Annotated in this window: 14 protein-coding genes; all 14 read left to right on the forward strand. The window is 66.6% G+C overall.

The annotated features are described in order from the left end of the window. The first annotated feature begins 84 nt into the window (after nucleotides 1-84). Nucleotides 85-954, forward strand: a complete 870-nt coding sequence (gene tsf / locus HR9077_RS19670) for a translation elongation factor Ts (RefSeq protein ID WP_136068997.1) — start codon at nucleotides 85-87, stop codon at nucleotides 952-954. Nucleotides 955-1074: 120 nt separating this feature from the next. Continuing rightward, entirely contained in the window at nucleotides 1075-1836 is a 762-nt protein-coding gene (pyrH, locus tag HR9077_RS19675; protein ID WP_136068998.1) for a UMP kinase, read from the forward strand. Between the two features lie 4 nt (nucleotides 1837-1840). Next, nucleotides 1841-2398, forward strand: coding sequence for a ribosome recycling factor (gene frr, locus HR9077_RS19680; protein ID WP_136068999.1), 558 nt, complete (start codon nucleotides 1841-1843; stop codon nucleotides 2396-2398). 59 nt (nucleotides 2399-2457) lie between these two features. Beyond that, nucleotides 2458-3201: a polyprenyl diphosphate synthase gene (gene uppS / locus HR9077_RS19685; protein ID WP_136069000.1), complete on the forward strand. Its 744-nt coding sequence runs from the start codon at nucleotides 2458-2460 to the stop codon at nucleotides 3199-3201. Next, nucleotides 3194-3991: a phosphatidate cytidylyltransferase gene (locus HR9077_RS19690; protein WP_136069001.1), complete on the forward strand. Its 798-nt coding sequence runs from the start codon at nucleotides 3194-3196 to the stop codon at nucleotides 3989-3991. The genes uppS and HR9077_RS19690 overlap by 8 nt, the downstream gene beginning before the upstream one ends. Before the next feature lie 40 nt (nucleotides 3992-4031). Continuing rightward, nucleotides 4032-5288 (forward strand): 1-deoxy-D-xylulose-5-phosphate reductoisomerase, encoded by a 1257-nt coding sequence (gene ispC, locus HR9077_RS19695; RefSeq protein ID WP_136069002.1) that lies wholly within the window; start codon nucleotides 4032-4034, stop codon nucleotides 5286-5288. A gap of 2 nt (nucleotides 5289-5290) precedes the next feature. Then, nucleotides 5291-6649, forward strand: a complete 1359-nt coding sequence (gene rseP / locus HR9077_RS19700; RefSeq protein WP_136069003.1) for a sigma E protease regulator RseP — start codon at nucleotides 5291-5293, stop codon at nucleotides 6647-6649. Nucleotides 6650-6784: 135 nt separating this feature from the next. Beyond that, a complete protein-coding gene (bamA, locus tag HR9077_RS19705) occupies nucleotides 6785-9121 on the forward strand; it encodes an outer membrane protein assembly factor BamA (protein WP_210725982.1) in 2337 nt (778 codons plus the stop codon). Between the two features lie 32 nt (nucleotides 9122-9153). Beyond that, nucleotides 9154-9648: an OmpH/Skp family outer membrane protein gene (locus HR9077_RS19710; protein WP_136069004.1), complete on the forward strand. Its 495-nt coding sequence runs from the start codon at nucleotides 9154-9156 to the stop codon at nucleotides 9646-9648. Between the two features lie 36 nt (nucleotides 9649-9684). After that, complete coding sequence (gene lpxD, locus HR9077_RS19715; protein WP_136069005.1) at nucleotides 9685-10725, forward strand: UDP-3-O-(3-hydroxymyristoyl)glucosamine N-acyltransferase; 1041 nt, start codon at nucleotides 9685-9687, stop codon at nucleotides 10723-10725. Between the two features lie 115 nt (nucleotides 10726-10840). Further along, nucleotides 10841-11284, forward strand: a complete 444-nt coding sequence (gene fabZ / locus HR9077_RS19720; RefSeq protein ID WP_136069006.1) for a 3-hydroxyacyl-ACP dehydratase FabZ — start codon at nucleotides 10841-10843, stop codon at nucleotides 11282-11284. After that, nucleotides 11281-12051 carry an acyl-ACP--UDP-N-acetylglucosamine O-acyltransferase gene (gene lpxA, locus HR9077_RS19725; RefSeq protein WP_136069007.1) on the forward strand — a complete coding sequence of 257 codons (771 nt, stop codon included), beginning with the start codon at nucleotides 11281-11283 and terminating at the stop codon, nucleotides 12049-12051. The genes fabZ and lpxA overlap by 4 nt, the downstream gene beginning before the upstream one ends. Nucleotides 12052-12054: 3 nt before the next feature. Beyond that, nucleotides 12055-13284, forward strand: coding sequence for a lipid-A-disaccharide synthase (gene lpxB, locus HR9077_RS19730; RefSeq protein WP_136069008.1), 1230 nt, complete (start codon nucleotides 12055-12057; stop codon nucleotides 13282-13284). Continuing rightward, nucleotides 13281-13934 carry a ribonuclease HII gene (gene rnhB, locus HR9077_RS19735; protein ID WP_136069009.1) on the forward strand — a complete coding sequence of 218 codons (654 nt, stop codon included), beginning with the start codon at nucleotides 13281-13283 and terminating at the stop codon, nucleotides 13932-13934. The genes lpxB and rnhB overlap by 4 nt, the downstream gene beginning before the upstream one ends. Nucleotides 13935-13989: the final 55 nt, after the last annotated feature.

The following is a 13989-nucleotide window of genomic DNA, read 5'->3' on the forward strand; positions in this document are numbered from 1 at the left end:
CGCCGGACCCCCGCGGCCCGGCGCGCCGGGCGATGACTTTGCTTTACGTTATTCGACGTCGACAATTTTCAGAGGTTATTCACCATGGCAGCTATCAGCGCATCTCTGGTCAAGGAACTGCGTGAACGCACCGGGCTCGGCATGATGGAGTGCAAGAAGGCGCTCACCGAGGCGGACGGCGACATCGAGCGGGCGATCGAGGACCTGCGCAAGAACTCCGGCCTCAAGGCCGCCAAGAAGGCCGGTCGTACCGCCGCCGAAGGCGCGGTGGTGACCCGCGTCGCCGACGACGGTCGTTACGGCGTGATGCTCGAGGTCAACTCCGAGACCGACTTCGTCGCCCGCGACGACAACTTCAAGGCCTTTGCCGAGAAGGTCGTCGCCAGGGTCTTCGAGACCAAGAGCGAAGACGTCGCCGCCCTGATGGACGGCGAGCTGGAAACCGCCCGCGAGCAGCTGGTGCAGAAGATCGGCGAGAACATCAGCGTGCGTCGCGCGGTGGTCGTCGAGGCCCCGGCCGACGGTGTGGTCGGTGCCTACGTGCACAGCGGGCGCATCGGCGTGCTGACCCAGCTCAAGGGCGGCAATGCCGACGCGGCCAAGGACGTCGCCATGCACGTCGCGGCGATCAATCCGCTGGTGGCGCACCCGGAGGACATGCCGCAGGAGCAGCTCGACAAGGAAAAGGCGATCATCCTGGCCCAGCCGGACATGGCCGGCAAGCCCGAGCAGATCGCCGAGAAGATGGTCCAGGGCCGCCTCAAGAAGTACCTGGCCGAGGTCAGCCTGACCGAGCAGCCCTTCGTCAAGGACCCCAACACCTCGGTGGCCGACTACGTGAAGTCGCACGGTGGCGAGGTGGTCGGCTTCACCCGTTTCGAGGTCGGTGAAGGCATCGAGAAGGAAGAAGTCGATTTTGCCAAGGAAGTCATGGAACAGGCTCGTCGTAGCTGAGGTCCTAGCTTCTGGTTGTTGCATGGCGTGCGCCCCGGCGCACGCCATTGTGTATCCGGCCGGTGGTTTTAGGCTCTAGCGCCGGCTGCCCACTTTTCCGCTGTTACCAGGAGAGACACCATGCCCGCCATCCCCGATCCGAATGCCAGCATAGCGCCGCGCAACGACAAGTCGAAGTACAAGCGGATCCTCCTCAAGCTGTCCGGCGAGGCGCTGATGGGCGATGGCGAGTTCGGCATCGACCCCAAGGTGCTCGACCGCATGGCGCTGGAGATCGGGCAGCTGGTGGGCATCGGCGTCCAGGTAGGCATCGTCATCGGCGGCGGCAACCTGTTTCGCGGTGCGGCCCTGCACGCGGCGGGCATGGAACGCGTGACCGGCGACCACATGGGCATGCTGGCCACGGTGATGAACGCGCTGGCCATGCGCGACGCCCTGGAGCGTTCGAACATCCGCTCGCGGGTCATGTCGGCGATCCCCATGAGCGGCGTGGTCGAGCACTACGATCGGCGTACCGCCATCCGTTATCTCACCTCGGGCGACGTGGTGATCTTTTCCGCCGGTACCGGCAATCCCTTCTTTACCACCGATTCCGCGGCCTGCCTGCGGGGTATCGAGATCGACGGCGACGTGGTGATCAAGGCCACCAAGGTCGACGGCGTCTACGACAAGGACCCCGTGCGCCACCCGGATGCCGTCAAGTACGAGCGTCTGGGTTACGATGAGGTGCTCGACCGCAAGCTGGGGGTGATGGATTTGACCGCCATTTGCCTGGTACGGGACCATGACATGCCAGTGCGTGTATTCGACATGACCAAGCCCGGGGCGTTGTTGAACCTGGTCGTTGGTGGTAAGGAAGGCACGCTGATAGACAGAGGTTGAAATCGTGATCAACGACATCAAGCAAGACGCCGAAGCGCGAATGAAGAAGACTCTCGAGTCGCTGCAGACCAACTTTCACAAGATCCGCACCGGGCGCGCTCATCCGACGATCCTGGATTCGGTCACCGTGGACTACTACGGCTCGCAGATGCCGCTCAACCAGGTGGCCAGCGTCAACGTCGAGGACGCCCGTACCCTGGCCGTGGTGCCGTGGGAGAAATCGATGGTGCCCAAGGTCGAGAAGGCGATCATGACCTCCGACCTGGGGCTCAACCCGGCGACCGCGGGCAGCGTGATCCGGGTGCCGATGCCGGCGCTGACCGAGGAAACCCGTCGCGGCTACATCAAGCAGGCGCGCGGTGAAGCCGAGCATGCCCGTGTGGCGGTGCGCAACGTGCGTCGTGATGCCAACGGCGACATCAAGGCGCTGCTCAAGGAGAAGTCGATCACCGAGGACGATGAGCATCAGGGCGAGGAAGCGATCCAGAAGCTCACCGACAAGTATGTCGCCGAGATCGACAAGCTGCTGGAAGCCAAGGAACACGACCTGCTGCAGGTCTGAGCCGGAGCGGGCGACATGCGTTGTGTGGCCCGTCTCATACGCCCGCCAGGCGAGATAGCATGACACAACAGCAGACCGACAACCTGCCACGCCACGTGGCGATCATCATGGATGGCAACAACCGCTGGGCGCGCGCCCACGGGCTATCCGGCGCGCGCGGGCATCGTGCCGGTGTCGAGTCGGTGCGCGCGGTGATCCGTCGCGCGGCCGAGCGGGACATCGAGATGCTGACGCTGTTCGCCTTTTCCAGCGAGAACTGGAAGCGTCCGTCAAGCGAGGTCAGTGCCTTGATGGAGCTGTTCCTGATGGCGCTCAAGCGTGAGGTCAAGAAGCTTCACGAGCATGGTATCCGCCTGACGGTGATCGGCGAGCGCGAGCGCTTCTCGAGCTCGATCCAGCAGCACATCGAGCGCGCCGAGGCGTTGACCGCGGGCAACGACGGCCTGCATCTGGTGGTCGCCGCCAACTATGGCGGCCATCGCGACATCGCCCTGGCCGCGCGACGCCTGGCGGCGCGGGTCGAGGCCGGCGAGTTGCGCGCCGAGGCGATCGACGAGCAACTGCTCGATCGCGAGATCGACCAGGCCAGCGTGCCGCCGGTCGATCTGTGCATTCGCACCAGCGGCGAGCAGCGCATCTCCAACTTTCTGCTCTGGCAGCTGGCCTATTCCGAATTCTATTTCTCGCCGCTGCTGTGGCCCGATTTTTCGGGCGATGCCTTCGATGCGGCGCTCAACGATTATTGCCGGCGTCAGCGACGCTTCGGGATGACCCAGGAACAGATCGAGGCCCGGGGTGCTTAGACAGCGCATCGTGACCGCCGCGATCCTGGCACCGTTGATGATCGCCGGGCTGTTCGGCCTGGATGGCGGTGCCTTCGCGCTCTTTACCGGCGGCGTGGTCGCGCTGGCGGCCTGGGAGTGGGCCAACCTGGCGGGTATCACCCGGTGGGTGCCACGCCTCGCTTACGTTGCCGTGGTGGTGGCGCTGATGATCGCGGGCTGGGTCAGCGGCGCGGTGAACGCCGCCTGGCCGCTGTGGCTGGCCCTGGGTGGCTGGCTGACGAGCGTCTACTGGGTGGCGAGCTACCCCGAGGGCGGTCATCAATGGCGCTCGCCCACGGGGCGCGCCCTGGTCGGGCTGTGGGTGCTGCTGCCCTGCTGGGCCGGTTTCGTGCAGTTGCGCGGCGACGGTCTCGAATGGTTGCTGTATGTGCTGCTGCTGGTATGGCTGGCGGATATCGGCGCCTATTTCGCCGGACGGCGCTTCGGGCGGCGCAAGCTGGCGCCCCGGGTCAGCCCCGGCAAGTCGTGGGAAGGCGTCTACGGCGGCATGGCGGCGACCGCGCTGCTGGCCGCGAGCTATGCCGTGATTCTGCCGCTCGGCGGTGTCGAGGCGCTGTGGCTGGTCGTTGCGACACTGTTGATCACCCTGGTCTCGGTGCTCGGCGACCTGCTGGAGAGCCTGTTCAAGCGCTGGCGCGGGATCAAGGATTCGGGGTCTCTGCTGCCGGGGCATGGCGGGATACTCGATCGCATCGACAGCCTGACCGCGGCGGTGCCGCTGTTTGCCCTGCTGCTGTTATGGTTGTGACGTGCCCGCCCGTGAAAGGCTCGGCCGCGAGGAGATCCGAATGAGCGAGCTTGCCACCGCGACGCGTCGTCAGCGGGTTACCGTGCTGGGCGCCACCGGCTCGATCGGCGTGAGTACGCTGGACGTCATCGCCCGTCATCCCGATCGCTACTGCGTTCATGCCCTGACGGCAGGCCACCGCCGCGAGGCGTTGTTCGAGCAGTGTCGGCAGCACCGCCCGGCGATCGTGGTGCTGGCCGCCGAGCACGACGCCGCATGGCTGCGCGAGCGGCTGGCCGAGGCCGGGCTCGACATCGAGGTGCGCGCCGGCGAGGCGGCGCTCGACGAGGTTGCCTCGGCCGCCGAGGTCGACGTGGTGATGGCCGCCATTGTCGGTGCCGCGGGGTTGCTGCCGACACTGGCAGCGGTGCGCGCCGGCAAGCGCGTGCTGCTGGCCAACAAGGAGGCGCTGGTGATGTCCGGCGCGCTGTTCATGGAGGCCGTCGAGCGCCATGGCGCGGCGCTGCTGCCTATCGACTCCGAGCACAACGCCATCTACCAGTGCCTGCCGCCGGGGCGCCGCCAGGGGCTCGACGAGGTCGGGGTCGAGCAGTTGCTGCTGACCGCCTCGGGCGGGCCGTTTCGTGGCTGGACGGCCGAGCAGCTGCGCACGGTGACCCCCGAGCAGGCCTGCGCGCATCCCAACTGGTCGATGGGCCGCAAGATATCGGTGGATAGCGCCACGCTGATGAACAAGGGACTCGAGCTGATCGAGGCCTGTTGGCTGTTCGCCGCACGCCCCGAGCAGATTCAGGTGGTCGTGCACCCGCAGAGCGTGATTCACTCGATGGCCGCCTACAGCGACGGCTCGGTGATCGCCCAGCTGGGCAATCCGGACATGCGCACGCCGATCGCCTTCGGCCTGGCCTGGCCCGAGCGGATCGACGCCGGCGTCGCGCATCTCGACCTGTTCGAGGTCGCCAGGCTCGATTTCGAACCGCCCGACGAAGCCGCCTTTCCCTGCCTGCGCCTGGCCCGCGAGGCGATGGCCGCCGGGGGTACCGCCCCGGCCGTGCTCAATGCCGCCAACGAGGTGGCGGTCGAGGCGTTCCTCGCCGGTCGGCTGGCCTTCACCGCGATCGGCGAGATCGTCGAGGCGGTGCTCGCCGCGCGCGAGGTGCGACCGGCCGACGAGCTGGCCATGATTCTCGCCGAGGACGCGCGGGCCCGAGAGGATGCCAGCCGGCTGGTCGCCGCTCGACGGGGGGCGACGAACGGCCTGCCGCCCAGCGGCCGCGGCATTAACGCGAGGAGATAGAGATGGACGCGATTCAGAATGTCCTGGCGGCCATCGTGGTGTTGGGGCTGCTGATCACCTTTCACGAGTTCGGGCATTTCTGGGTCGCGCGGCGTTGCGGCGTCAAGGTGTTGCGCTTCTCGGTGGGCTTCGGCAAGCCGCTGTGGTCGCGCTTCGACCGTCATGGTACCGAATACGCCATCGCCGCCATACCGCTGGGCGGCTACGTCAAGATGCTCGACGAACGCGAGGGGCCGGTGGCCGCGGAGGAGCTCGATCGCGCCTTCAACCGCCAGGGCGTGTGGTCGCGGATCGCCATCGTCGCGGCGGGCCCGCTGGCCAACTTTCTGTTGGCGATCGCCGCCTACTGGTTGATCTTCGTGATGGGGACGAGCACCGTGGCACCGGTGATCGGTCCGGTCGCGCCGGATTCGCCGGCGGCACGCGGCGGCTTGACCAGCGGCCAGGAGATCGTCGCGGTGCAGGGCGATGCCACGCCGACCTGGGAGGCGGTCAATCTCGAACTGCTTTCGGCGATCGGCGCCAGCGGCTCGCTGGAGATCGAGGCGCGCGACCCCGAACGCAGCGATCAGGCCCCGAACCGATACCGAATCCCGGTGTCCGATTGGCTGGTCGGCCAGGACCCGCCGCAGCCGCTGACGACGTTGGGCGTCACGCCCTGGCGACCGGCAACGCCGGCGGTGCTGGGACAGGTGCTCGACGACGGCGCCGCGGCCCGGGCGGGGCTGCAGGCCGGCGATCGCATCGCCGCGATCGACGGCGAGCCGATCAGCGAATGGATGACCTTCGTCGAAAGGATTCGCGCCAATCCGGGCGAGACCCTGACGCTGCGCGTCGAGCGCGACGGGTCGGCCCGCGAGGTAAGCCTGACTCCGCAGCGCCGCGAGCACGATGGCGAGGCGATCGGCTATATCGGTGCCGGCGTCGAGTCGGTCAGCTGGCCCGAGGCCTATCGTCGCGAGATTCGTTACGGTCCGCTGGGCGCCGTGGTCGAGGCGGTAGCGCGGACCGGCGAGATGACCGTGCTGACGCTGGACTCGATCCGCAAGATGCTGATCGGACTGATTTCGCCGAGCAACCTGTCGGGGCCGATCACCATCGCGCGTATCGCCGGTGATACCGCGCGCAGCGGGCTGGAGAGTTTCGTGGCCTTCATGGCCTACCTGTCGATCAGCCTGGGGGTGCTCAATCTGCTGCCGATTCCGGTGCTGGACGGCGGTCATCTGCTGTATTACTTCATCGAACTGGTGCGTGGAAGGCCGGTCTCCGAAGCGGCCCAGTCGGCCGGTCTGCGCCTCGGCATGGCGCTGGTCGGAACGCTGATGGTGATGGCGCTGTATTTCGACCTGATGCGTTTGTGACGGTGAGGATAGCCCCGCGGGGCAGTGGTAGGGTGACGCGCGGCAAGCGCCATGGTTGGCCTTGTCAGTTACCCGAGTAAATGTATAAGGTGCCTGTTCAGCGAGCCGGCGGAACAACTCGAGCGAAGCGACTGCATGAAACTCAAGACCATCGGATTGGCGGCACTGCTGCTATGCAGCACCCAAATGGCCCAGGCGGCCCCCTTCACGGTTTCCGACATTCGCGTGGAGGGGCTGCAGCGGGTTTCGGCCGCTTCCGTCTTCAACGCCTTTCCGGTTTCCGCCAACGAGCGCCTCGACGACCGTGAACTGGCCGACGCGGCCAAGCAGCTCTTCGACACCGGGCTGTTCGAGGATGTCAGCCTGGCCCGCGACAACGACGTGCTGGTCATTCACGTCGAGGAGCGCCCCTCGATTTCGCGTATCGAGATCGACGGCAATTCGCAGATATCCGACGAGGATCTGCGCACGGGCTTGTCGGATGCCGGGCTGGCCGAGGGCCAGGTCCTGCAGCGGGCCTCGCTCGAGGACGTCCAGCGTCAGCTGGAACAGCTCTATCACTCCCAGGGCCGCTACAGCGCCAGCATCGAGGCCTCGGTCGAACCCGTCGATCGCAATCGCGTGCAGGTCAACATCGACGTCAACGAGGGGGCGGTCGCCAAGATTCGCCAGATCAACATCGTCGGCAACCAGGCGTTCGACGACGAGACCCTGCGCGAGCTGCTGCAGCTCGAAGACCGTCCGGGCTGGCTGTTCGGCTGGTTCTCCGACGACGAGTACTCCCGCGAGAAACTTTCCGGCGATCTCGAGTCGTTGCGCTCCTATTACCTCGATCGTGGCTACGTGAATTTCGCCATCACCTCGACCCAGGTCGCGATCAGCCCCGACAAGTCGAAGATCTTCGTCACCATCAACGTCGACGAGGGCAAGCGTTACCGTATCGACGAGATCGGCTTCGCCGGCGATATCAAGATCACTGAGCGCGAGGCGCGCTCGCTGGTCACCGCCGAATCGGGCGACTTCTACTCGCGCAGCACGCTCACCGAATCCGCCGAGGCATTGCGCCAGAAGCTCGGCGCCGAGGGCTTCGCCTTCGCCAACGTCGAGAGCGTGCCCGAGGTCGACGAGAACGGCGACACCGTCGATGTGACGTTCCTGGTCGAGCCCGGGCGGCGGGCCTACGTGCGGCGCATCAACTTCGAGGGCAACACCACCACCCAGGACGAGGTGCTGCGTCGCGAGATGATCCAGATGGAGGGTGCGCCGGCGTCCACCGACAAGATCAGCCAGTCCAAGCAGCGCCTCGAGCGGCTGGGTTTCTTCCGCCAGGTCGATGTCGAGACCCGTCCGGTCGCCGGCGAACCCGACCAGGTCGACGTCAACTATAACGTCGAGGAGCAGCCGTCCGGTTCCATCTCGGCGAGCGTCGGCTTCTCGCAGACCGCCGGGGTGATCTACGGCGCCTCGCTGTCGCAGAAGAACTTCCTGGGTACCGGCAACAAGGTCGATGTCGGCGCGCAGCGCAGCGACACCTACACCAACCTGAACTTCGGCTTCACCGATCCCTACTGGACGCTCGACGGGATCTCGCGCGGCTACAACCTGTTCTACCGCGAGACCGATTACGAAGATTCCGACATCTCGACCTACTCGACCGATTCCTACGGCGGCAGCATCAATTTCGGCTACCCGATCAACGATCTCAGCCGCCTGAACTTCGGTGTGGGGCTCGAGGACCTGAGCGTCGAGACCTATGACGACACGCCGGTGGAGATCGTCGAATACGTCGACAGCCAGGGCGAGGACGCGGCCAGCTACAAGCTGACCGCCAGCTGGACCCGCAACAACCTCAATCGCGGTATCCTGCCGACCGCGGGCAGCTACCAGCGTGTGTCGCTGGAAACCGCGGTGCCGGGTTCGGACGCCGAATACTACAAGCTGCGCTATCGCGGCCAGAAGCTGTTCGAACTGAGCCCCGACTGGTCGCTCAAGTTCTCTTCCTCGCTGGGCTACGCCGATACCATCGGCAACGATCCCTATCCGTTCTACGAGAACTTCTATTCCGGTGGCCTGGGCTCGGTGCGCGGCTTCTCGGGCAACACGCTGGGGCCGAAGACCACCGATCCCAACGACGGCGGCGCCGAGGACACCCTGGGCGGCAACGTGCTCCTCGAGGGCTCCGTCGAGCTGATCTACCCGTTCCCCTTCATCGAGGATCGCCGCTCGCTGCAGACATCGGTATTCATCGATGCCGGCAACACCTACCTGACCGATTGCTATGACGTGCCCGAGGGCTACGAATCGAGCTGCGAGAGTGGCGTTCACCTCGACGAGCTGCGCTACAGCGCCGGCCTGGGGCTTTCCTGGTTGACCCCGGTGGGGCCGCTGACCTTCAGTGTCGCCAAGCCGCTCAACGAGAAGAGCGACGACGACTCCCAGGTCTTCCAGTTCTCACTCGGCCAGACCTTCTGATGGCGGCCGTGGCTTCAACCAAGGAGACGAGCATGCGTAAACTGACCGGCGTCCTGTGCCTTCTGGGGGCGCTGGCCGCCCCTGCCTATGCCACCGATGTCGCGGTGCTCGACTGGCGCGAGGCCCTGATGCAGTCCGACGCGGCGCAGCGCTCGATGAACGAATTGCGCAATCAGACCAGTAGCCAGCGTCAGCAGGCCGAGCAGCTCGGCGAGGAGCTGCAGCAGCTCCAGCAGAAGTTGCAGCAGGACGGCGCGGTGATGTCGGAAAGCGAACGCAGCCAGCTCCAGCAGGAGCTGCGCCAGAAGGGCGGTCAGTTCCAGCAACTGCGCGCCCGCTTGCAGCAGACCCAACAGCAGAAAGAGCAGGCCTTCCTCGAGTCGGCCAAGCCGCGTCTCGACCAGGCGATCGAGCGGGTCGTCGCGCGTCACGACGTGCAGGTGGTCGTCGACCGTGACGCCGTCATCCACATGGACGACGGCCTCGACCTGACTCAGGAAGTGACCGATATCCTCAATGCCAACTGAGGTGCCGAGCGTCCAGGCGCCGGCCTCGCCGATGACATGAAGACAACCAAGACCTTTTCCTGCTCGCTGGACGAGCTGGCTTCGAGACTGGGGGCGACGCTGGTCGGTGATGGCGCGCGCCGGGTCAGCGGCCTGGCGACGCTCAGCGACGCCGGCCCGGACGATGTCAGCTTCCTGGCCAACAAGGCGTATCTCAAGTACCTCCCCGACACGCGGGCGGCGGCCGTGCTGTTGCATCCGGCCCACGTCGCCGACTGCCCGGTGGCGCGTCTCGAACTGGACAACCCCTACCTGGCCTACGCCGAGCTCTCGCGGCTCTTCGATCCCATGGCGATGCCCCAGGAGGCCGGGGTGCATCCCTCGGCGGTGGTCGCCGAAGGCGTCTCGCTGGGCGCCAACGTGCGTATCGAGGCCCAGGCGGTCGTCGAGCGCGGCGCGGTCATCGGTGACGATGTGGTGATCGGTCCCGGCAGCGTGGTGGGCGCCGACTCGTCGCTGGGTGCCGGTTCGCGGCTGCACGCCAACGTCACCGTCTATCACGGCGTGACCATCGGCGAACGTGCCATCCTGCACAGCGGCTGCGTGATCGGCGCCGATGGCTTCGGTTTTGCCCATGACGGTGCGCGCTGGCACAAGATAGCCCAGCTGGGCGGCGTGATCATCGGCGACGACGTCGAAGTGGGGAGTTGCTCGAGCGTCGACCGCGGCGCGCTGGGCGACACCCTGATCGGCGACGACGTCAAGATCGACAGCCAAGTACAGATCGCCCACAACGTGCAGATCGGCGCGCACAGCGCGCTTGCCGGCTGCGTGGGCATCGCCGGTTCCACCAGGGTCGGGCGCCACTGCATGCTCGGTGGCGGGGTGGGGCTCTCGGGCCATCTGACGATCTGCGACGGGGTCCAGATCACCGGCATGAGCCTGGTCACCAATTCGATCACCGAGCCCGGCGTTTACTCCTCGGGCACGGGTTCCATGCAGAACGCGCTATGGCGCAAGAACGCCGTGCGTTTCAAGCAGCTGGACGATATCGCCAAGCGCCTGACCCGGCTCGAGCGCGACGCGCGTCAGTCTTGAGGCTGTAAGACGCAGGCAGCAACGCTATAATCCCCCGTCACTTTACAGGCAGCGGGCCCCCCGGTATTGCCTGCGCCGCCCGGGCAAGCGTGACGCACTTTCAGAGGTTGCATCGATGGTAATGGACATCAACGAAATTCGGGAGTATCTCCCTCACCGCTACCCGTTCCTGCTGGTCGATCGGGTGACGGAGCTGGAGCACGGCGAATACATCGTTGCCCACAAGAACGTCAGCATCAACGAACCCTTCTTCAACGGACATTTCCCGCACCACCCGATCATGCCCGGCGTACTGATCATCGAGGCGTTGGCGCAGGCGGCGGGGATCCTGGGCTTCAAGACGGTCAACAAGCTGCCCCGCGACGGTTACGTTTACTACTATGTAGGCAGCGACAACGTGCGTCTCAAGCGCCCCGCGCTGCCCGGCGACCAGCTGCGCCTGGAAGCCCGGGTGATCTTTGCCAAGCGCGGCATCTGGAAGTTCGCCTGTCGCGCCACGGTCGACAACGAACTGGTCTGCGAAGCCGATATCATCTGTGCCGAGAGGAAGGTCGCTTGATTCATCCAACCGCCATCGTCGATCCCGGTGCGCAACTGGCCGACGACGTCGAGGTGGGGCCGTTCAGCGTGATCGGCGCCGATGTCGAGATCGGCGCCGGCAGCCGGATCGGCCCGCACGTGGTACTCCAGGGGCCGACCCGGCTCGGCCGGCGTAACCGCATCTTCCAGTTCGCCTCGGTCGGCGAGGAGTGTCAGGACAAGAAGTATGCCGGTGAGCCGACGCGTCTGGAAATGGGCGACGACAACGTCGTGCGCGAGGGCGTGACCCTGCATCGGGGCACCGTCCAGGACCGTGGCGTGACGACGATCGGCAGCCGCAACCTGTTCATGGCCTACGCGCATGTCGGTCACGACTGTCTGATCGGCGACGACTGCATCCTCGCCAACCAGGCGACGCTGGGCGGCCACGTCACGCTGGGCGACTTCGTCATCCTCGGCGGACTCAGCGCGATCCACCAGTTCTGCCATGTCGGCATCCACGCGATGTGCGGCGGCGGCTCGATCATCACCAAGGACATCCCCGCCTACCTGATGGTCAACGGCAACCCGGGCCAGGCCCACGGGCTCAATCTGGTCGGGCTCAAGCGTCGCGGCTTTTCGCGCGAGGCGTTGAAGGCGCTGTCCGAGGCCTATCGGCTGGTCTATCGCCAGGGGCTGACGCTCGAACAGGCGCTCGCCGAAATCGATGCACGCTATGCCGACCTGCCCGAGGTCACCGCTTTCAGCGACTCATTGCGCGTCTCGACCCGCGGTATCATTCGCTGAGCCATGAAGATCTACCTGGTCGCCGGCGAGCTGTCGGGGGACATTCTCGGCGTGGGGCTGATGCGGGCGCTCAGGGCGCGCCATCCCGAGGTACGGTTTCGCGGCATCGGCGGCCCGCGGATGATCGCCGAGGGTCTCGATAGCCTCTATCCGCTGGAAACCCTGTCGGTGATGGGCCTGGTCGAGGTGCTCAAGCACCTGCCGGGGCTGATCCGCGTTCGCCGTCACCTCAAGCGCGACGCGCTGGCCTGGCAGCCGGACGCGATGGTCGGCATCGATGCGCCGGACTTCAACCTGGGCCTCGAGCGTCAACTGCGCGAGGCGGGCATCGCCACCGCGCACTACGTCAGTCCCTCGGTGTGGGCCTGGCGCCAGGGCCGCGTCAAGGGCATCGCCAGGTCGGTGGATGCGATGCTGACCTTTCTGCCCTTCGAGGCGGCCTTCTACGCCCGTCACCGGGTACCGGTGGCCTTCGTCGGTCACCCGCTGGCCGACGAACTGCCGCTTGCCAACGACCGGCAGGCCGCCCGGCACGCGCTGGGACTTGACGCCGAACGCCCGGTGCTGGCGGTACTGCCCGGCTCGCGCGGCAACGAGATCCGCTTTCTGGGCGCCACCTTCCTGGCCGCCGCCGAGCAGCTGATGGAGAGCGTCGACGGCCTGCAACTGGTGATTCCGGCGGCCTCCGCGGCGCGGCGCGGCGAACTCGAGGCGCTGCTGGCCGAGCATCCGCGCCTGGCCGGGCGGGTTCTCCTGATCGATGGCCGCTCGCGGGAGGCGATGGTCGCCAGCGACGCGGTATTGCTGGCCTCGGGCACCGCGGCGCTGGAGGCGATGCTCTGCCATCGACCGATGGTGGTGGCCTACAAGATGGCGCCGGCGACCCATTGGCTGGCCCGGCACATGGTCAAGACCGAATGGATCTCGTTGCCCAACCTGATCGCCCGTGAGACCTTGGTACCGGAGCTGATTCAGCACGCCGCGACGCCGCAGGCGATCGCCGCGGCGCTGGCCCAGTGGCTCGACGATGTCGCGGCGCGCCAGGCCATGGAGACGCGCTTCGCCACGCTGCATGCCACGCTGCAGCGCGGCGCCAGCGAGCGTGCCGCCGAGGCGGTGCTGGCGGTGGCGGCGCGCCGGACATTGCCGGGCGAGCCGAGCGAGGACGCTGTCGGCGCAGTTGCCGGCGGCGAGTCTGGCGGCGAGGACAAGGGTAGAGGAGAGCGACAATGACCATCGCGCTGGCCAGCCCGGGTGTGACGCATACCCTGCGTGGACTCGACGGCGAGGCCGAACGGGTCATCGATTACGCCGGCGAGCGCCTGGCCGGGGTCGACGAGGTCGGCCGCGGGCCGCTGATCGGCTCGGTAGTCGCCGCCGCGGTGATTCTCGATCCGTGTCGGCCGATCGACGGGCTGGGCGATTCCAAGGCACTCGGCGAGCAGCGCCGGCTGACCCTCGATGCAGCGATTCGCGGCCAGGCGCTGGCCTTCGCCGTGGCCGAGGCGACGCCCGCCGAGATCGACGAGCTCAATATCTATCACGCCACTCACCTGGCGATGCGCCGGGCGATCGATGGCCTGCTGATCGCCGCCGAATACCTGCTGGTCGACGGTAACCGCCTTCCCGGGCATCATTGTCCCGGCCAGGCGGTGGTCAAGGGGGACGCCCGCCACCCGGCCATCGGCGCGGCCTCGATCCTCGCCAAGGTGGCCCGCGATGCGCAGATGGTGGCGCTGCACGAGCGCTTCCCGGAGTACGGCTTCGCCCGGCACAAGGGATACCCGACGCCCGAACACCTGGCGGCCCTGGAGCGGCTGGGTCCGTTACCCGAGCATCGACGCTCGTTCGCCCCCGTCAAAAGACAGCTCGACCTATTCTAAGCGTTGCTTACCGTTTCTGACCGACCCGGCGCTGCCGCATCACGAGCGCATGCCG

Source organism: Modicisalibacter radicis, assembly GCF_900961225.1.
In the GTDB taxonomy this organism is placed as follows: Bacteria; Pseudomonadota; Gammaproteobacteria; order Pseudomonadales; family Halomonadaceae; genus Modicisalibacter.

Coding starts and splice junctions, on each gene's coding strand:
- tsf (WP_136068997.1), top strand. CDS start 85: ATGGCAGCTATCAGCGCATCTCTGGTCAAGGAACTGCGTGAACGCACC.
- pyrH (WP_136068998.1), top strand. CDS start 1,075: ATGCCCGCCATCCCCGATCCGAATGCCAGCATAGCGCCGCGCAACGAC.
- uppS (WP_136069000.1), top strand. CDS start 2,458: ATGACACAACAGCAGACCGACAACCTGCCACGCCACGTGGCGATCATC.
- ispC (WP_136069002.1), top strand. CDS start 4,032: ATGAGCGAGCTTGCCACCGCGACGCGTCGTCAGCGGGTTACCGTGCTG.
- rseP (WP_136069003.1), top strand. CDS start 5,291: ATGGACGCGATTCAGAATGTCCTGGCGGCCATCGTGGTGTTGGGGCTG.
- bamA (WP_210725982.1), top strand. CDS start 6,785: ATGAAACTCAAGACCATCGGATTGGCGGCACTGCTGCTATGCAGCACC.
- HR9077_RS19710 (WP_136069004.1), top strand. CDS start 9,154: ATGCGTAAACTGACCGGCGTCCTGTGCCTTCTGGGGGCGCTGGCCGCC.
- lpxD (WP_136069005.1), top strand. CDS start 9,685: ATGAAGACAACCAAGACCTTTTCCTGCTCGCTGGACGAGCTGGCTTCG.
- fabZ (WP_136069006.1), top strand. CDS start 10,841: ATGGTAATGGACATCAACGAAATTCGGGAGTATCTCCCTCACCGCTAC.
- lpxB (WP_136069008.1), top strand. CDS start 12,055: ATGAAGATCTACCTGGTCGCCGGCGAGCTGTCGGGGGACATTCTCGGC.
- rnhB (WP_136069009.1), top strand. CDS start 13,281: ATGACCATCGCGCTGGCCAGCCCGGGTGTGACGCATACCCTGCGTGGA.